15 protein-coding genes are annotated in these 17,877 nt (G+C 46.7%); 4 read left to right on the forward strand and 11 right to left on the reverse strand.

Features of this window, described 5'->3' with window-relative positions; translation table 11 throughout:
• From B5D50_RS08160 to B5D50_RS08185, 6 genes are all read right to left on the reverse strand, one after another.
• On the reverse strand, nucleotides 1–840 hold the full coding sequence (locus tag B5D50_RS08160) for a symmetrical bis(5'-nucleosyl)-tetraphosphatase (RefSeq protein WP_078922096.1): 840 nt from the start codon (nucleotides 838–840) through the stop codon (nucleotides 1–3).
• A 123-nt stretch (nucleotides 841–963) separates the two neighbouring features.
• On the reverse strand, nucleotides 964–1,686 hold the full coding sequence (locus tag B5D50_RS08165; RefSeq protein ID WP_078922097.1) for a Bax inhibitor-1/YccA family protein: 723 nt from the start codon (nucleotides 1,684–1,686) through the stop codon (nucleotides 964–966).
• Nucleotides 1,687–1,743: 57 nt separating this feature from the next.
• Nucleotides 1,744–2,430 (reverse strand): SPOR domain-containing protein, encoded by a 687-nt coding sequence (locus B5D50_RS08170; protein WP_159448598.1) that lies wholly within the window; start codon nucleotides 2,428–2,430, stop codon nucleotides 1,744–1,746.
• A gap of 86 nt (nucleotides 2,431–2,516) precedes the next feature.
• Nucleotides 2,517–4,709 carry a primosomal protein N' gene (locus B5D50_RS08175; RefSeq protein ID WP_078922099.1) on the reverse strand — a complete coding sequence of 731 codons (2,193 nt, stop codon included), beginning with the start codon at nucleotides 4,707–4,709 and terminating at the stop codon, nucleotides 2,517–2,519.
• A gap of 356 nt (nucleotides 4,710–5,065) precedes the next feature.
• A complete protein-coding gene (gene doeB, locus B5D50_RS08180; protein ID WP_078922100.1) occupies nucleotides 5,066–6,070 on the reverse strand; it encodes a N(2)-acetyl-L-2,4-diaminobutanoate deacetylase DoeB in 1,005 nt (334 codons plus the stop codon).
• 9 nt (nucleotides 6,071–6,079) lie between these two features.
• On the reverse strand, nucleotides 6,080–7,258 hold the full coding sequence (locus B5D50_RS08185) for a M24 family metallopeptidase (protein ID WP_078922101.1): 1,179 nt from the start codon (nucleotides 7,256–7,258) through the stop codon (nucleotides 6,080–6,082).
• A gap of 113 nt (nucleotides 7,259–7,371) precedes the next feature.
• On the opposite strand from B5D50_RS08185, the gene B5D50_RS08190 reads away from it, so the two are divergent.
• The 4 genes from B5D50_RS08190 (at nucleotide 7,372) to mazG (ending at nucleotide 11,187) form a co-directional block, all read left to right on the forward strand.
• Nucleotides 7,372–8,055, forward strand: coding sequence for a GntR family transcriptional regulator (locus B5D50_RS08190; protein ID WP_078922102.1), 684 nt, complete (start codon nucleotides 7,372–7,374; stop codon nucleotides 8,053–8,055).
• 3 nt (nucleotides 8,056–8,058) lie between these two features.
• On the forward strand, nucleotides 8,059–9,441 hold the full coding sequence (locus B5D50_RS08195; RefSeq protein ID WP_078922103.1) for an aminotransferase: 1,383 nt from the start codon (nucleotides 8,059–8,061) through the stop codon (nucleotides 9,439–9,441).
• A 185-nt stretch (nucleotides 9,442–9,626) separates the two neighbouring features.
• Nucleotides 9,627–10,241: a hypothetical protein gene (locus B5D50_RS08200; RefSeq protein WP_078922104.1), complete on the forward strand. Its 615-nt coding sequence runs from the start codon at nucleotides 9,627–9,629 to the stop codon at nucleotides 10,239–10,241.
• Between the two features lie 136 nt (nucleotides 10,242–10,377).
• The gene (gene mazG / locus B5D50_RS08205; RefSeq protein WP_078922105.1) at nucleotides 10,378–11,187 is read left to right on the forward strand and encodes a nucleoside triphosphate pyrophosphohydrolase; all 810 of its coding nucleotides are present in this window, start codon (nucleotides 10,378–10,380) and stop codon (nucleotides 11,185–11,187) included.
• Between the two features lie 175 nt (nucleotides 11,188–11,362).
• Here the strand turns inward: mazG and hutC are convergent, their stop codons facing one another.
• The 5 genes from hutC to hutI are packed head-to-tail and all read right to left on the reverse strand — an operon-like array spanning nucleotide 11,363 to nucleotide 17,568.
• Nucleotides 11,363–12,154, reverse strand: a complete 792-nt coding sequence (gene hutC / locus B5D50_RS08210) for a histidine utilization repressor (protein WP_078922106.1) — start codon at nucleotides 12,152–12,154, stop codon at nucleotides 11,363–11,365.
• The gene (hutH, locus tag B5D50_RS08215) at nucleotides 12,151–13,683 is read right to left on the reverse strand and encodes a histidine ammonia-lyase (RefSeq protein WP_078922107.1); all 1,533 of its coding nucleotides are present in this window, start codon (nucleotides 13,681–13,683) and stop codon (nucleotides 12,151–12,153) included. The genes hutC and hutH overlap by 4 nt, the downstream gene beginning before the upstream one ends.
• A gap of 10 nt (nucleotides 13,684–13,693) precedes the next feature.
• On the reverse strand, nucleotides 13,694–15,388 hold the full coding sequence (gene hutU / locus B5D50_RS08220; protein ID WP_078922108.1) for a urocanate hydratase: 1,695 nt from the start codon (nucleotides 15,386–15,388) through the stop codon (nucleotides 13,694–13,696).
• Nucleotides 15,381–16,337 carry a formimidoylglutamase gene (gene hutG / locus B5D50_RS08225; protein ID WP_078922109.1) on the reverse strand — a complete coding sequence of 319 codons (957 nt, stop codon included), beginning with the start codon at nucleotides 16,335–16,337 and terminating at the stop codon, nucleotides 15,381–15,383. Before hutG ends, hutU begins: the two co-directional genes overlap by 8 nt.
• Nucleotides 16,330–17,568: an imidazolonepropionase gene (hutI, locus tag B5D50_RS08230; protein WP_078922110.1), complete on the reverse strand. Its 1,239-nt coding sequence runs from the start codon at nucleotides 17,566–17,568 to the stop codon at nucleotides 16,330–16,332. Before hutI ends, hutG begins: the two co-directional genes overlap by 8 nt.
• Between the last annotated feature and the right edge of the window lie 309 nt (nucleotides 17,569–17,877).

A 17,877-nucleotide genomic window follows, 5' to 3' on the forward strand; every position in this document is an offset into this window, starting at 1 on the left:
TTATCCTTTTTCTCGTCGCTCATAATCGTGACAAGCCTGCCCAATACGATTTTTAGTATCAATATTTAACGCAGTTAAATGGCCGCCCCATACACAGCCAGTATCTAGCGCTATTATATTATGCTCCCGATGATACCCTAAAGTAGACCAATGCCCAAACAGTATTGTATAAGGAATAGGCAAACGTTTGGGATGGCGAAACCAAGGGATCAGTTCTGCTTGAGACTGACTAACGGCGATTGGGTTCAATTTTTGCTGAAATTCCAAGCTTGCATCAGGATAGCAGAAGCGCATGCGGGTGAAGGCATTTAAGCTATAACGATCTTGATCGGCTGGGGTTTGGCAGTTGTGCCAAGCTGCGGGTTGATTTCCATAAGCGGTGGCTAACCAAGTTTCTGGATGCGCTTGGCGCAAGGCCTGCTCAAGTCGAGTGGCTTGTTGTTGTGCTAGGGCTAAATCCCATTCAGGCGAAATGCCTGCATGGACTAGGATCATTTGCTGGTCAGGGTCGACGTGTAAACAAGGGCATTGACGTAGCCACTCGACTAATTCAAATAAATCAGGTGCATCCAGCAATTTACGCAGACTTTTATGTGGCTCTATCAGGCCATAAGCGGCGGCAATTAAGCTGATGTCATGATTACCCAAAACGCTCAGTGCAGCATGGTCTAAGGATAAAGATCGCACGAAGCGCAAAGTTTCTAAGGAATGTTTACCGCGACTGACTAAATCACCTGTAAACCACAATTGATCATAGCGGGGATCAAAACGTATTTGATCCAATAAACGCCGTAAGGGTTCATAGCAGCCTTGAATATCACCTATTGCATAAATGCTCATAGATTAATCCTCATAGATTAAGGTTTTATCCAGTAGTTGATTAACTAACTGATGCACTATTTTTATTAGCCAGTAAAAATAAAAAAGGCGCTAAAACTAGCGCCTTTATGGAAATGGATTAATTTAATCGCTGCTGCCAAGGCTCATCAGGAATTGCACGATGTACCAGAAAATTAAGGCAACGCTAGAAAATAGGCCTAAAGAAGCTGCTACATATTGTTCACTATTATATTCGTGGATGATTTGTGAAGTTTGATAGAGCATGACTGCCCCTGCAAAAATCACCATCGCTCCGAAAAACACTAAACCTAAGCTAAAGCCGAAAATAATACTGGCTAAAATCAAACCTAAAGCGACAAAGCCACCGACAGTAATGAAGGGCGCTAAGAACGAAAAGTTTTTCTTAGTGCTGAAGGCAGTAAAGGTAATCCCACCAGCTAACATGACGGTCATTAAGCCTGCACTGAGCAATACATTAGAGCCAGTCGATGCTGTAAATTGCAAGGCCATATAAATAAGTGGCATAAAGACAATCGCTTCAGCAACCACGAATAAGCCGAGCCCCGCATATTGCATGCCACGAGAAATGGCCGAATGTGCCCAACGGTCCGCGATGTAAGACACACCCATAAACAAAGCCATGACGATCAGCCATGACCATTTACTGCCACTGAGCATCACGACAAAAGACTCAGCAACACCTGAGCGTATCAATAAAGCTTCCAGCAAAGCGAAAGCTAAAATAGCCCCACCTAAATGCAGATAGGTGCGGCGAATAAAGGTGCTGCGTTCAGCTTCAGACGCTTGGGCAACGACTAAACCAGTTCCGGTATCTAAATAAGCCATGAATACTCCTTTAACTTTTACCAACCGTTATTCTATTAAATTTTATCTGCGCTATTATTACAAACGAATTTCCATTGCGCTAATTCCCATACCTGAAAGCATCTGTTTCCAGCGATTCGCTGTCTTAGCATCGTTAGTCGGGCCTAAGCGTACCCGATACCAGCGCTCACCTTTAATTTCAGTCGCCTCGATTCGGGTATTTAAGCCTTTTTGACTGGCCAAACGTTGAATTTGGCTGGCCTGAGCTTCCGATTTATAAGCACCGAGTTGATACATGATCTTACCCTGAGTAGCCACTTGCGGTTTTTCGACTGCTGGTTCTGACTCAGGTTTAGATGCGGTTAGCTCCGCTGTTTTGACTGGTTTTTTCTCTTCAGTAGTGGCTGCTTTGGTCGTTTCACCATCAGGATTATCTTCATGTACCGTCATTGGTACGGACATTTCCAATTGTGGTAGGACTGCATGATAACTAAAGCCGGGGCGATTATCGGTCGTTGAGGGCTTATCCTGTAAACTACTGGTTGCCGTACTCGTAGAGCTGTTGTTTGTGCCGGGGTTAGCCGACACAGCTGTATTCGTCGTGGTAGGCGAGGGTGTCGCTGCGGATACCGTTGGCGGCTTGGGGCTGATTAAGGCATAAACAACCCCACCTGCTAATAAGCCGACCGCGATCCCACCTAAAACCCAGCTAATTCCGTATTGAGAAGCAGCAGCAGTCTCTGTCGTTTTGAAATCTTTAGTCATGATCATTATTAATCCATTATTAGCGCAGTGAATGTACGCGATCCTGAGGTTTATTTAATGTCTAGTAGCAAGAAGCGCATCCAGCATTATGATAATTCTACAGGATCTATGTCTATAGACCAGCGAAGGCTTTTTTGGTTTGGGCTATTTTTTTCTTGGTTTGTTAAATAGTTTAGGCAAAGATGCCGCAATTGCCGACTCTCCGCCTGAATTAGCAGTTGTGCTCGGTAGCGTTCAGCGCGTTTTTCTAAGGGTGCTGGCACCGGCCCCATCAAAAACACACCGGCTTGTGCGGGTATGCTTAGGCGCAATTGTTCTAAATACTGTAAAGCTTGGTCCATTTCAGCGGCTTCTGCACGAATCAAGGCTTGATAACTAAAGGGCGGAAATTGCCATTGCTTACGCTCTTCAATTAATTGGCGAGCAAAGGCTAGGTAACCCGTGTGTAGTAAGGTTAATAACTTAGGGTGTTGGGGCTGGGTGGTTTGCAAAATGACATGCCCGGCTTTATTGCTGCGTCCTGAACGCCCTGCGACTTGTGTAAACAATTGCCCAAAACGTTCCAAAGCATGGTATTCCGAACTTAATAAAGCAGCATCCACATCCAAAATAACGACCAAAGTTAAATTTGGAAAATCATGTCCCTTAGCCAACATTTGTGTTCCCACCAATAGCAAACGCTCGGTGTTACGTACAGTTTCTAGATGGCGTTCGAGTGAGCCTTTCCGACTAGTGGTATCCCGATCAATGCGTACTACGGGGGTTTCTGGAAAATACTGCTGGAGAACTAATTCAATGCGTTCAGTACCTTGGCCTTGGGTTATCAATTGTGGATTCTGACAGGCTGGGCAAGCCGCTTCTGCGCGCTCATCAGCTCCACAATGGTGGCAAATAATACGATTTTTCCGCGCATGATAGGTCATATTTGCGCTACAGGCCGGGCAATGGGCAAGCCAGCCACAAGCAGGGCAAAGCAGCATCGGGGCAAAGCCACGTCGATTAATAAAAAGCATAGCTTGTTCATTGCGCTCTAAACTGCGCTGAATAGCTTGTAAACTGAGCTTGCTTAAACCCGAGTGCAAATGTTGCCCACGAATATCTTGTACTTCTAAACTGGGTGGGCGTGCTTTACCTGGGCGCTGTTCAAGACGCAGGTAGTGATAGCGGCCTTGATCGGCATTCTGCAAAGTTTCTAAAGCGGGGGTTGCAGTACCTAGTAAAATCGGAATATTTAGCATCTGCGCTCGCTTAATCGCCAAATCCCGCCCGTGATAACGAAAGCCTTCTTGCTGCTTGAACGAGGTATCATGCTCCTCATCAATGATAATCAGCCCCAAATCGGCAAAGGCTGTAAATACCGCAGAGCGGGTGCCAATCACAATATCGGCTTGTCCTGAACGAGCATCCATCCACGCTTGCAAGCGTTCCGTATCATTTAAGCCCGAATGCAAGCAACTGATTTGCTGCTCAGGAAAATGATCGCTAAAGCGCTGTACGAGTTGCGGAGTTAAGCCAATTTCGGGGACTAAAATCAGGGTTTGCTGACCACGGGCTAAATAAGTTTCGATCAAGCGTAAATAGATTTCTGTTTTGCCGCTGCCTGTTACCCCTTGCAATAAAATGGGTTGTAGGGTCGATGCTTGCATCCAAGTTTCACATTGGAGCAGGCATGCTTGCTGTTGCTCACTTAACACGAGTTTGGGAGTCAGTTTACCCAAGCTAGAACGCTGTATTCGTGTCGGACTGAGGTTTTCTGCTACCAAACCCTTATCAACCAAGGCAGCTAAGATCGGCCGCCAACTCGCCCCTAGCTGCGTATGAATAGCTTGGGCAGAACTCGGCTCAGTTTGTTGGCTGAGCCATTGATATAACTCGGCTTGGCGCTTAGCCCGTTTGAGTTGAGCGGCTGCATCGGGTGTCGGGATTGCTTGCCAAGTGAGGACTTGCGGTAAAGGTCGACCTGCTCGCAAGGCATTGGGAATAGCACTAAAGATAACTTCACCAATCGCATGATGATAATAGCGCGCTGCCCATTGTAGAAATTCGAGTAAGTGAGCATCCAGTAATGGCTCTTGGTCTAACAGTGCTTTGATTGGTTTGAGTTGATAGGGCGTACTCGCAGCATTTTCTGCTAATGCTATAACTAGCCCGATACTACGTCCATGCCCTAGAGGTACAGCGACGCGGCAGCCTAGAGTGATTTGAGCTGTTGCTGGATAGGTATAAGTGAGCAGGGTGCGCAATGGGCGCGGTACAGCGATGAGTAATCTTGCTTCCATAAATGAGCATTTTACAAGATTGGCGATCTTGGGGGCTGAATATATTTTTTGGGGCTTAATTTTAATGACAGAACGGTGACAAATCCTTGTTGCTCAAAGGAAATTAGCGGTTATGCACAGAAGCTGTGGATAAGTCTGTTGATAACTTGCGGATAGTCTTCTGGATGGCAGATGAATCGCGGCTATTAACAGATTGATCAAAAATTAATCAATATTTTTTATATTTTAAAATCAAGTAGTTATAGAAAGTTTCACTCAATAGTATTCGTGTTGCTCGCAGCTCACTACCACTTGACAAGTGGATAATTTTTTTGGTTTAGGGTGTGGAAAACTTTTTAAAAAATGCTTGCATTTTTCTATAAATTTGGTTTTAAAGTGGCTATAACTTGTAAGCAATCGCCCATTTTGATTAACGAAGGTAGATGTCGCGCTAAAACTAGGCCACTAGAGCGAGCGTAATAGGCCTGTGGCTTGACAGCGGTTCGCTCAATGGTATGTATATAGGCGATTAATTGTCCTTGCTCGACCTCATCACCTAAACTCACACACGGCTCTAATAAACCCTGATGTTCAGCAAACACATAACTCTGCTGATTCATGTCTAAACCTTGGCTGGGTTGAGGGTCGTTTTGTAATGCTCCTTGGAGAATTCCTGCATGAATTAAAAAATTATCAAGGCCACGTTTAGCCAAGGCGATAGAACGTGGATGGGTTGTACCGCCACCGCCTAATTCGGTTGATACAAATACTTTACCCATCATTTCTGCTTGGTGATCATACATGCCGCGTGTGTCTTCTAAGAGTCTTAAGTGATAAGGTGCAGCGAAGGCTTGCATTGCAGCTTCGCATTGAGCCTGTTGTGCTGGGTTGGATAAAGCATGGCAAGCCGCAAAGGGCAAAAAATCCAGAGTCTTACCACCAGAGTGCAGATCTAACACATAATCAGCCATCGGTAATAACCTACGGCTAAAATAATCGGCTAATACTTGGGTGACTGAGCCATCGACTTTACCCGGAAAGATTCGGTTCATGTTCAGTTGATCCAAGGGTGAAACCCGTGTACCTGCCTGAAAAGCAGGGTAGTTCATCGCAGGGATCAAGATAACCCGCCCTTGAAAGCATTCTAAATCAGTGCGTTGAGCAAAATTATATAAAGCAATCGGTCCTTCATATTCATCGCCATGATTGGCGCCAGTGATCAGTGCTGTAGGACCTACACCGTTTTTGAATTGCACAATGGGAATTAAAATCGCTCCCCAAGCTGAATCATTACGTGAATAGGGTAGGCGTAAGAAACCGTGTTGAATACCGTCTTGTTCGAAATCAATACTGCTACTGATGGGGTGATCTAATTTGCTCATTGAGATTACCTATTTCACCAAGATTTGCCGTGGAACATTGGCTAAGCATGCACCACCTTGAGCTGTCACCAGAATACTTTCCGTCATTTCAAAGCCCCAATCCTCAAACCACATCCCGGGCATAAAATGGAAACACATACCTGCTTGTAAAATGCTTGAGTCTTCGGCACGTAAACTCATGGTGCGCTCGCCCCAATCGGGTGGATAGCTCATTCCAATTGAGTAACCGCAGCGATTATTTTTTTCATAACCGTGGTGATGAAGATAATTGAAAAACGTCTGAGCTAATTCACCACAGGTATTGCCCGGTTTAAATAAAGGTAGGAGACGCTCAATACTTTCGGCAATCACTTGCTCTAGCTTGCGATATTTAGCGGGTGGCTTGCCAAAATACAGCGTGCGTGAGAGCGGGCAATGATAGCGATGATGTGCCGCCGCTAATTCTAGAAACATCCCCTGATCTGGTTCGAGTCGAGTGCCATCCCAAGTTAAATGGCAGGCAGAGGCTTCTTCGCCCATCCCCATCAGCGGGACGATGGCCGTGTAGTCGCCATAATGCTCTGCAGTCCCCCAAGTACTGGCATGTAAAATTTCTGCCGCTAATTCATTTTTACGCATCCCCGGCTCGGCAACTTCCAGAACCCGTTGATAAACCTGTTCAATCACTTGCCCAGCGCGTTGCAGGTAAATAATTTCTTGGGGTGATTTGATCGCCCGTTGCCAATTGACTAAGCAAGTCGCGTCCTGAAAGTGTGCTGTTGGCAGTGAAGTGGCCAAGGCTTCGAAGGCGCGTGCTGAAAAATAGTAATTGTCTTTTTCAACCCCTATGCGCCGCGTATGTAGCTGGCGCTGTTTAAAGATCGTGGCTAAATACTCCATCGGATGAAGCTCAGACGTTTGCACATAATGATCGGGATAGCTCAGGACTTCGCTGGGAGGTAAATCGGTGGTTAGATAAGCAGTCGGGGCATCAATACCTCGCCCAAACCAAAATAGCTCGCCCTGATTACCAATCACGACACACTGATGCACATAAAAAGACCAGCCATCAAAGCCAGTCAGCCAACCGATATTGGAGGGATCTGTCACGATTAATAGCTCAAGTCCAGCTGCTTCCATCGCAGTGCGGGTTTTAGTTTGGCGCTCCAAATATTCGGCTGGCTCGAAACGACGACGACTTGCTTTCATGTGATTGGCTCTGTTGTATACATATATTATTTTTAATAGATAAAAATCTAGTTTTCAAGTCTAAATTTGCGTGCTATTAATATATTTGTATACAACTTGGATCTTAGCCACTTATGTCAGATGTCACCTCAGTTAGCTCTGAAGCGGAACAACGCTTTCAAAGTATTTATCAAACCTTACGCACGCGCATTGTGCTGTTAGATTACGTGCCGGGGGCGCGGTTGGCTGAAGAGCAGTTAGCCGAGGAGTTTAAGCTGAGTCGTACACCGATTCGGCGTGTGCTTAATCGCTTAGAGGTGGAAGGCTTATTAGAGATTCGCCACGGCGCAGGTAGTTTTGTGACTGAACTCAGCATGCCTGAGTTATTAGAAGTTTTTGAGCTGCGGATGGAGCTTGCGCGTTTAATAGATGTGTTAGCTCCGCGAACACCGACCCCAGTTTTGGTGGAGCGGTTAACCACTTTACAACACGCTTGCCTAGATATTGCCAGCCATTCCCACCCTAAGCGGCGCTTTGCGGAGCTGAATCTTGAAGTTTTTAATTGCTTAATGGAGTTGGTTGGTAATCAAGCATTGCGCCAAATACTTGAGCAATTATTTTATCGTACTGCTCGCATGTGGCCGTATTTATTGGCTGAGGTGCATGTCAGCAAGGAAGCAGCCTTGTTTCATAGCGAAATCGGTGAATCGATTCGCTTACTCACTAATAATAATTACCCATCCTTTGGGCATCTTTATCGTTGTCACTTAGCGATGGCTTGCCAGCGCCTCGCTGCTATGCAAACCATAGGAGTTTAAATCATGAATCAGCAACTACATGCAGCGCTTTCAGCTTTAGATCGTGCTCATACCTTACATCCTTCTACGCATTTAGCGCAGTTCGCTAGAGGTGAAGCGGCGAACCGTATCATCGTTGGAGGGCAGGGGGTGTATGTTGAGGATAGCCTCGGTCAACGGAGTCTCGATGGCTTTGCGGGTCTATATTGCGTGAATGTTGGTTATGGTCGCCAAGAGCTGGCTGAGGCGATTGCCCACCAAGCTCAGCAACTCGCTTATTATCATGCCTACGCAGGGCATTCGCATGAACCGGTAATTCGTTTATCTGAACGCATTGTGCGCCAAGCAGGAATGGGTATGCAGCGGGTTTATTATGGTTTATCGGGTTCGGATGCGAATGAAACCAATATCAAACTTGTCTGGTATTACCATAATGTGTTAGGTCGCCCCCAGAAGAAAAAAATTATTTCCCGCCACCGTGCTTACCATGGCTCGGGCTTAATGACGGGTAGTTTGACGGGATTGCCAGTTTTTCAGCAGGCTTTTGATTTGCCTTTAGAAGGGGTCTTGCATACCACTTGCCCCCACTATTATTGGAACGCCGAAGCGGGTGAGACAGAAGCAATGTTTTCCCAACGCTGTGCAGAGGATTTAGAGCGCTTAATTTTAGCGGAAGGGGCAGAAACGATTGCTGCTTTTATTGCTGAGCCAGTGATGGGAACCGGTGGCATTATTCCTCCGCCTCAAGGCTATTGGGCAGCGATTCAGCCGATCTTACGTAAATATGAGGTGTTATTAATCGTGGATGAAGTGGTCACAGCCTTTGGGCGTACTGGTCAATATTTTGGTGCACATACGTATCAAATCCAGCCCGATTTAATAACGATTGCTAAAGGGTTAACCTCTGCTTATTTACCCTTGTCAGGCGTGATTGTGGGTGAAAAAGTTTGGAAAGTTTTAGAGCAGGGTACGGATCAATTAGGGGCTTTAGGGCATGGTTGGACTTATTCAGCCCATCCCGTTTGTGTAGCTGCTGCCCAAGCAAATTTGGATATTGTTGAGCGTGAGAATTTGACCGGCAATGCACGGGAAACGGGTGCTTATCTGCAAGCACAATTACAAGAGCATTTTGCAGAGCATCCTTTAGTGGGTGAGGTTCGGGGTGTCGGTTTATTGGCGGCTTTAGAGTTTGTGGCAGATAAGCAGAAAAAACAGCGGTTTTTGCCAAATCAAGGTATCGGTGCAAAAGTTTCAGCTGCTTGCTTGCAAGAAGGCTTGATCGCACGCGCTATGCCGCATGGAGATATTTTGGGTTTAGCGCCTCCTTTAGTCATTAGCCGTGATGAGGTTGACTTATTAATGGGTATGCTGAAGCGTGCCGTCGAAAAAGTGTATAGCAGTTTGTAAGCCGATACTTAAAGCTTTACACGAAGCACAGAGGGTTGATTTGATTAATTTTAAAGCAATCCCCTGTTTAAGGTAGCTAAGCCTCACTCAAGAACAACATGCTCCCATATTTGCGGCATGCTAAAAAATATTATAGTCCTAGATAATGAACTTATCGCATTCAGGGGTTCACAAGTAGGTCACTTATGTGGGTAAAAACCATCATCAGTACTGTTTTATTGACTGGTTTAATCAGTACTGCTTCAGCTAATACCAGTGTTTATTCTAAGTCTTCTGTTTGGAAGGTCAACGATCAACAAGCTTTTACAGCGCTAATGAGCTGTGATACAGCCGCTTCCGCCTGTGTGGCAAAAAAAATGCAGCAACTAGGCGCTAGTGCAGAGGCTTTAAGTTTCAGTGCTGCCATTAACTATGAGGGCTATCTGGCGAATTTCCAAGAAAAAGGCATAGTCGATTTAGGCAGCGTGATTTATCCCTTTCGGGCTAATACGAATACTGCGTATGTATTGCTAAATGCTCAACCTAAGATGATTAATACTGAAATCGCTACAGTGGCGGGTTTAGAGCAAGATGCTAGCTTTAAACAGCTGAAGAAAAAATATAAAAATTTAGAGTTTTGGGGTACCAATGCAGCGTTTGTGAAGGTGAATAAACTGAGTTCAGGTATCAGTTATGTATTCAATTATTTATTAAAAGACGGATGTAGAGCTTGTGCTACGCCCGCTTCTGTTCAGGTAGTCTTTCGCTTTAACCGTCAGGGCAAATTTCTTGGCACGCGGTTTGTAAAAATTTTGCAATAATAAAAAGTATCTTGACTAAAAACTCCTAAGTTTTATGAGTTAGTACTTAGGGCGCTAACTCATTTTTTTGTAAGCTAGTCAGTAAGGTCAGCTTCCAGCTATAGTGGCAGCCGTTTTCAATGATTAGGAGTTCAGCATGTCGATTGCGTCCCCCCCCTCCGCTATCCAGACTTTATTAAACCTTATGACCGAGTTGCGTGATCCGGTACGCGGTTGCCCTTGGGATCGTAAACAGACTTGGCAGAGTTTATTACCCTATACCTTAGAGGAAACTTATGAGGTGGTGGATGCAGTTGACCGGAACGATCCCGCCGCGCTCTGTGATGAGCTCGGTGATTTGCTGCTACAAGTGGTATTCATGGCGCAAATTGCTAAAGAGCAGGGCTTATTCGATTTTGAGGCGGTCGCACGCGGAATCAGCGAGAAACTCGTGCGGCGGCATCCCCATGTATTCGATGAAACTGTCTATGCCTCGGAAATAGAGCAAAAACAAGCTTGGGAAGCGATTAAGCAGGCTGAACGCTCTGAGCAAGCTCAAACGGGGTTATTTGCAGGCATTCCAGCCGCTCTACCTGCCTTACGTCGCGCACAAAAAATTCAAAAACGGGCTGCCCACGTTGGTTTTGATTGGGCAAATTGGCAACAAGTCGTGCCAAAAGTGCATGAAGAACTAGACGAGGTAGCCGAAGCTGTTGCTCATCAAGAACCCTTCGCACGCATCGAAGAGGAAATGGGTGATGTTTTACTCGCAGCTAGCAATATGGCCAGAATGCTCGGTGTGGATGCTGAAAATGCGCTGCGCTTATCCAACCGTAAATTTGAGCAGCGTTTTGAGCGAGTAGAGGCTTTATTAGCGGACGATCAACTCAGTTTAGAAGCAGCCTCTTTGGCACAAATGGAGGCGGCCTGGGAGGTTGCTAAACTTGAAGAAAAGTCTAAAACTTAAGAGAAGATCACTGAGCGCATGGAAATGGCACTACCTGTATAAGCCACATTAAAGAAGCGTACTTGATCATCTTCATGCTTAGTGCCGAGTGCATAGAATAGCTGATTTTATTAGTAATCAGCCAACTAGGCCGTAAATGCTGGTACGGCACTAGGCTTGAAAAGTTAAGAGAGTATTAGCATGCGGCTAAATTTGTAGAGTGCTGAGCAGGCAAACTCATCACCGATCTCAATTTATACCGATCCCCGGGGTGAGTCAGAATTGCAAAACTAATCAAGCGTTCACCCGACCAAGTACGGCGGCTGACTTGCAGACAAGGCACATGCGCAGCTAATTTTAAATAATCCTGAGCAGGCTGACTCGGTAAGACTGCTTCGACAATATGCTCCATCGAGCTTAAGGCATATTGCTCAGATAAATATTGATTAGGGGTCTTTTGTGTAAAATCTTGTTGTAGATAGTGCGGTAAAATGTTCGCCGCCACATAGCGCTCTTCGAGTTGAATCGGTAATTGGTTTTCTAAATGTACGATTAGGGAATGAAACACGCGGCTATGCAAAGGAATACCCAATTGCATCGCCACCCGTTCGGAGGCCTGTTGTTCATTCAGTGCCAACACTTGGCTAGCATACTGATGACCGCGCGCCCGCACTTCCTCAGCAATATTACGTATTTCTGCCAAAGGTGATTCTGCTTTAGGTGGGGCAACAAAAGTGCCTAAGCCCGGGTAACGAACTAATAAACCCTCTTGTACTAAATCGCGCAGCGCTTTATTGACCGTCATCCGACTGACTGCAAACTGTTCGACTAGCTCTGCCTCGGTGGGGATTTTATCACCAGCTGCATAGGTTTGGTTACGAATAGCATCGCTGATGAACTGTTTAATTTGCTGATAGCGAGGTCGAAGATCCACCCAAAACTCCTGAGCTTGTTGGTTTTGGGTGGCAATACTAGCAGTTTTTCTCATGCACTGGGCAGTAAGGCAGGTAGCATATATGCCTTTAAGACACCACTGCTCACCCATTGCTTGGCCTTTTCAATATCGGGTGCGAAATAACGATCTTTATCATAAAAGGCCACCCGTGCTCGTAATTCAGCCTTGGCAGCTTCAATCGGTGCAGTTGATTTTAGCGGAGCACGAAAATCCAAACCTTGGGCAGCCGACAATAACTCAATCGCAACAATCCCACAGGTATTATCTGCCATTTCTAGTAAGCGCCGTGCGGCGAAAGTCGCCATCGACACATGATCTTCCTGATTCGCCGAAGTCGGCATACTATCGACAGAAGCGGGGTGTGCGAAGGTTTTATTCTCTGAGGCCAAGGCAGCGGCGGTGACTTGTGCAATCATAAAGCCAGAGTTCACCCCACCATTATTCACCAAAAAGGGGGGCAACTTACTTAAGCTTGAATCAATCAACAAGGCCATGCGCCGCTCAGATAAAGCGCCGATTTCCGCAATCGCTAAGGCTAAATTATCTGCAACCATCGCAATGGGCTCAGCATGAAAATTACCACCAGAGATAAACTCATCGTCCTCAGCGAAGACCAAAGGATTATCCGACACCGCATTCGCTTCGATCAGAATCACCTCAGCTGCTTGGCGAATTTGCTGCAAGCACGCGCCCATCACTTGCGGCTGACAGCGTAAAGAATAGGGGTCTTGTACTTTGCCACAATTTTGATGCGAGCTAGCTAATTCCGAACCCTCACCCAATAAATGTCGATAAGCGGCGGCGGTCTCTATTTGGGTAGGATGACCGCGCACAGCCTGCACTCGTGCATCAAAGGGTTTACGGCTTCCTAGTGCCGCTTCGACTGAAAAAGCGCCTGCAACAATTGCCGCTGCAAATAAGTCTTCTGCGGCAAATAAACCTTGTAGGGCAAATGCTGTGGACGCTTGCGTCCCATTTAATAGGGCTAAACCTTCTTTAGGCGCGAGTGTAATTGGGTTTAATCCAGCCTGCTTTAAACCCTCTGAAGCAGGTAGGCGCTGACCGTCGATTAGCACCTCGCCTTCACCCAATAATACCGTACTCATGTGGGCTAAGGGGGCTAAATCGCCCGAAGCACCGACTGAGCCTTTTTGTGGCACACAAGGATAAACATGATTATTTAGCAATTGCATCAAGCGCTCAATCACTTCATAGCGCACACCAGAAAACCCCCGTGCTAGGGAGTTAATTTTTAGCACCATCATTAAGCGCACAGTGGCTTCTTCCATCAGTGCGCCTGTGCCTGCGGCATGCGAGAGGACAATACTTCGCTGCAGCAGCTCTAAATCAGTTGGCTCAATGCGTGTATTCGCTAATAGGCCAAAGCCCGTATTAATACCATACACGACACGATTTTCACGGATCACTTGTTCCACGGCTGCTTGACTGGCATCAATCGCGGCACGGCAACTCGGATCAAGGCTCAGATGCACGGGTTGGGTGGCTACTTGGCGTAAATCGGCTAGGCTTAGCTTGCCGGGTTTTATCATCAGTTCAAACATAATACCCTCCTTAATCTGCGAGCATCGGGAGATCTAAGCCCTGTTGGCGGGCGCAAGTTTTTGCAATTTCATAACCTGCGTCAGCGTGTCGCATCACCCCTGTTGCCGGATCATTGTGTAGAACCCGTGCTAAACGCTGAGCAGCGGCCTCCGTACCATCAGCGACAATCACCACGCCTGCATGTTGACTAAAGCCCATACCTACACCCCCACCGTGATGAATCGACACCCAAGTCGCTCCCCCAGCGGTATTCAATAGGGCATTGAGCAAAGGCCAGTCCGACACGGCATCCGAACCATCTAACATCGCTTCCGTTTCCCGATTGGGGCTAGCGACCGAGCCAGAATCTAAGTGATCACGTCCAATCACAATCGGTGCTTTCAATTCGCCGGTTTTGACCATTTCATTAAAGGCCACGGCTAAGCGCGCTCGATCTTTTAAACCGACCCAACAAATGCGAGCAGGCAAACCTTGGAAGGCAATGCGCTCACGTGCCATCTCCAACCAATGATGCAAATGGGCATCATCCGGGATCAGTTCTTTGACTTTTTGATCTGTTTTATAAATATCTTCAGGGTCGCCCGACAGCGCTGCCCAGCGGAAAGGACCTATACCTTGACAAAATAAGGGACGAATATACGCTGGCACAAAACCGGGGAAGTCAAAGGCATGCTCCACACCTTTTTCAAAAGCCATTTGCCGAATATTATTACCATAATCGGTCGTGGCTGCCCCTCGCTCTTGCAGGGTTAACATCGCCCGTACTTGAATAGCCATAGAGGCTTTGGCTGCTTCTACGACGGCTTTGGGGTCAGTAATACGTTGGTGTCGGGCTTGCTCTAAACTCCAGCCTTGCGGTAAATAGCCATTGAGGGGGTCATGAGCACTGGTTTGATCCGTCACCACATCCGGTAGAATTTGGCGTGCTACAATCTCTGGATAAATATCCGCGCAATTACCTAATAAACCAATGGAAACGGCTTCACCTTGGGCTTTTGCTGTGGCCAGCATAGCAAGGGCTTCATCTAAACTATAAGCTTTTTTATCCAGATACCGAGTGCGTAGGCGGAAGTCGATACGGCTTTCATCACATTCCACCGCCAAACAGGAAAAGCCTGCCATCGTTGCTGCTAAGGGTTGTGCGCCTCCCATGCCACCTAAACCACCTGTTAAAATCCAACGTCCTTGAGTTTCCCCTTGGTAATGCTGCTTAGCCATGGCTACGAAGGTTTCGTAAGTACCTTGGACAATGCCTTGTGAACCAATATAAATCCATGAGCCAGCCGTCATTTGACCGTACATCATCAGACCTTGTTGATCTAATTCATTGAAATGCTCCCAATTCGCCCAATGGGGGACGAGATTCGAGTTGGCAATCAACACCCGAGGCGCTTCAGGATGAGTAGGGAAAACACCAACCGGTTTACCCGATTGAATCAGTAGAGTTTGATCATCTTCAAGACGCTGTAACACTTCAATAATCTTGTCATAGCAAGCCCAATCGCGTGCTGCTCGGCCAATTCCACCATAAACCACTAAGTCCTCGGGGCGCTCGGCAACATCAGGGTGCAGATTATTCATTAACATCCGCATGGGTGCTTCAGTCAGCCAGCTTTTGCAACGGAGCGTTGTGCCTGTTGGGGCTGCAATCCGCCGACTTGGGTCGTGACGATTAGCGTTGTGATTATTTTTATGACTATTCATGGCTTCCTCCGGTAATGCTATAAAACAGCCGTGCAGCCACACGTGCTGTCTGTGAGTCTTGATCGTAATTTGGGTTATATTCGGCGAGATCAGCAAGGCGCAGTTTTTGGCTAGTGCGAATGAGTTCAATTAAAGGTTCAAGCACCTCTAAATTCACGCCGCGTGCTGCAGGGGCGCTTACCCCCGGCGCAACACTAGCAGGCAAAACGTCTAAATCTATCGTCAGATACAAATGCTCACATTGCGCCATAAATTGTTGTAATTGCTCTTTAATTTCAGGTAGATCCAGTAAACTCATTTGTTTATCTAGACGATAACTGACATTGAGTGCTTTTGCCCGCTGAAAGAGTGCTTGGGTATTGGCCATTTCACTCACGCCTAAGCAGCAATAGCGAAACGGCCAACCCTGCTCTTGGCAGGTTTGAGCGATTTGATAAAAGGGTGTGCCAGAGTTAGCCCCCTTTATCGGGGTGCGTAGATCAAAATGAGCATCAAAATTAATAATACCGATCTGTGGTATGGGGTTATTTATCGCTAAATAATCGGCTAAACCCCGCCATGAGCCATACGCGACCTCATGTCCACCCCCCCAAACTAAGGGGAAATGGCCTTGGCTTAATAATTGGGTGACTTGGCTGGCAAGTTGAAGCTGGGCTGATTCTAAATCCTGATATGTACTAACCAGATTACCCGCTTCATACACAGGATATTGGCTACTCCACGGCAGATTGGCTAAAACTTGACGAATTTGATTGGGTGCCAAGGCTGCGCCGACTCGACCTTGATTACGCCTTACCCCTTCATCTGAGCAGAAACCCAACACGGCTAACCCCGTTGAATCTGCATCACTTAAGGGTTTAATCCATTGGTGTAGACGCATTGATAATTCAGGACTTTCGCCTTGGTCGACTCGTCCAGTCCAAAGCTGATTAAAATCGAATTTAGACATAAGTTAGCTCTCCGGCAAAGACACGCTGCTTAATCGGGTTGACCCCTACTTGATAAGCTAGCTCAGCAGGATGCTGAATATTCCAGACGATAAAATCTGCTGCCAATCCGGTCGCTAATTGCCCGATTTTATTCTCTAAACCTAAGGCGAGTGCGGCATGACGGGTGACTCCGGCTAAAGCCTCTTCCGGTGTTAAGCGAAATAAGGTACAGGCCATATTCATCGCTAAACGTAGTGAGACTAAGGGAGCGGTACCTGGATTGAAGTCGGTGGCAACGGCCATCGGCACTTGATAACGACGGAGTAAATCAATCGGTGGTCGTTGAGTCTCGCCTAGGAAATAAAAGGCAATGGGTAAGAGGGTAGCGACCGTTCTTGCTTTAGCCATTGCGGCCACGCCTGCCTCATCTAAGTATTCTAAATGATCCGCTGACCAAGCTTGATAACTTGCGGCTAAAGTGGCGGCTTGTTGGTTGCTGAGTTGTTCAGCATGGACATGGATGCCTAAGCCATAGTCGGTTGCCCGTGCTAGCACTCGCTCAGTTTGAGCGGGGCTAAAGGCTAGGTACTCACAAAATACATCCACTGCGTCGGCTAGATTTTCTGCCACGGCAGCGGGGATGAGTTCTGCACAGACCCAATCAATATACGCATCAGCGCGATTTTTATAGTCGGGCGGTAGAGCATGGGCACCTAATAAGGTGGTCGAAATACGGATCGGAAAAACTTGGGCAAGCTGACGGGCAGCACGTAAGATATTGAGTTCGGTAACTAAATCTAAGCCATAGCCTGATTTAATTTCGAGGGTGGTGACACCCTCTGCTATTAGAGCTTTGAGTCGAGGGATGGCTAATTCGATTAATTGCTCAACACTGGCGGCACGGGTAGCGCCTACTGTTGACAGAATTCCGCCACCTTGTTGAGCGATTTGTTGATAACTGAGGCCTAGTAAGCGCTGTTCAAATTCTTGCGCCCGATGACCGGCATAAATGAGATGCGTATGGCAGTCGATGAGACCCGGGGTTAGATAAGCACCGTGCACATCAATGATCTCAACCTCGTTGAGGTTAATTCGTGCTCGCTCAAAGGCTGACATAGGGGCGATGTTTTGAATCAGACCTTGACTAACGCCCAAAGCGTGCTGGGTTAATAGCCCATAAGAGGCGGGTTGCCTTGAGTCTAAACTCGCAATTTGGGCATTAATCCAAATTTTTTCACAGGCTGCAAACACCTTCTTCCTCCATGTTTATTTGTATATGTTTGTATATACAATAACAAACTAAGAAAAAAAGTCAAGCTGCACAGTTTCAAAATGGTTTCAAGCTACCCTCTTAGGCCGGAGGCTAAGCTATCATTAATTCCGTTTATCCGAAAAAACAAAACCCCCGGCTAGCGGGGGCAGAGGTTGCAGGTTCTCACCTGTTATACTTATTCTTATTGTAGTTCTGATCGAAGCTCACAGGACACTCTGTATAAATCCCCCCTGCGCTGTTAACACAGGGGGTATCAGGAGTCGAGGCATGGCAGGCTACTTATTTTT

Source organism: Thiothrix eikelboomii (assembly GCF_900167255.1).
GTDB classification, from domain to species: Bacteria; Pseudomonadota; Gammaproteobacteria; order Thiotrichales; family Thiotrichaceae; genus Thiolinea; species Thiolinea eikelboomii.

Excerpts from the sequence above, each read along its gene's own strand:
- B5D50_RS08170 (WP_159448598.1), bottom strand. The coding sequence starts at position 2,430 with ATGACTAAAGATTTCAAAACGACAGAGACTGCTGCTGCTTCTCAATAC.
- mazG (WP_078922105.1), top strand. The coding sequence starts at position 10,378 with ATGTCGATTGCGTCCCCCCCCTCCGCTATCCAGACTTTATTAAACCTT.
- B5D50_RS08175 (WP_078922099.1), bottom strand. The coding sequence starts at position 4,709 with ATGGAAGCAAGATTACTCATCGCTGTACCGCGCCCATTGCGCACCCTG.
- hutG (WP_078922109.1), bottom strand. The coding sequence starts at position 16,337 with ATGTCTAAATTCGATTTTAATCAGCTTTGGACTGGACGAGTCGACCAA.
- B5D50_RS08185 (WP_078922101.1), bottom strand. The coding sequence starts at position 7,258 with ATGAAAGCAAGTCGTCGTCGTTTCGAGCCAGCCGAATATTTGGAGCGC.
- B5D50_RS08190 (WP_078922102.1), top strand. The coding sequence starts at position 7,372 with ATGTCAGATGTCACCTCAGTTAGCTCTGAAGCGGAACAACGCTTTCAA.
- B5D50_RS08160 (WP_078922096.1), bottom strand. The coding sequence starts at position 840 with ATGAGCATTTATGCAATAGGTGATATTCAAGGCTGCTATGAACCCTTA.
- B5D50_RS08195 (WP_078922103.1), top strand. The coding sequence starts at position 8,059 with ATGAATCAGCAACTACATGCAGCGCTTTCAGCTTTAGATCGTGCTCAT.
- hutU (WP_078922108.1), bottom strand. The coding sequence starts at position 15,388 with ATGAATAGTCATAAAAATAATCACAACGCTAATCGTCACGACCCAAGT.
- hutH (WP_078922107.1), bottom strand. The coding sequence starts at position 13,683 with ATGTTTGAACTGATGATAAAACCCGGCAAGCTAAGCCTAGCCGATTTA.
- B5D50_RS08200 (WP_078922104.1), top strand. The coding sequence starts at position 9,627 with ATGTGGGTAAAAACCATCATCAGTACTGTTTTATTGACTGGTTTAATC.
- B5D50_RS08165 (WP_078922097.1), bottom strand. The coding sequence starts at position 1,686 with ATGGCTTATTTAGATACCGGAACTGGTTTAGTCGTTGCCCAAGCGTCT.
- hutC (WP_078922106.1), bottom strand. The coding sequence starts at position 12,154 with ATGAGAAAAACTGCTAGTATTGCCACCCAAAACCAACAAGCTCAGGAG.
- doeB (WP_078922100.1), bottom strand. The coding sequence starts at position 6,070 with ATGAGCAAATTAGATCACCCCATCAGTAGCAGTATTGATTTCGAACAA.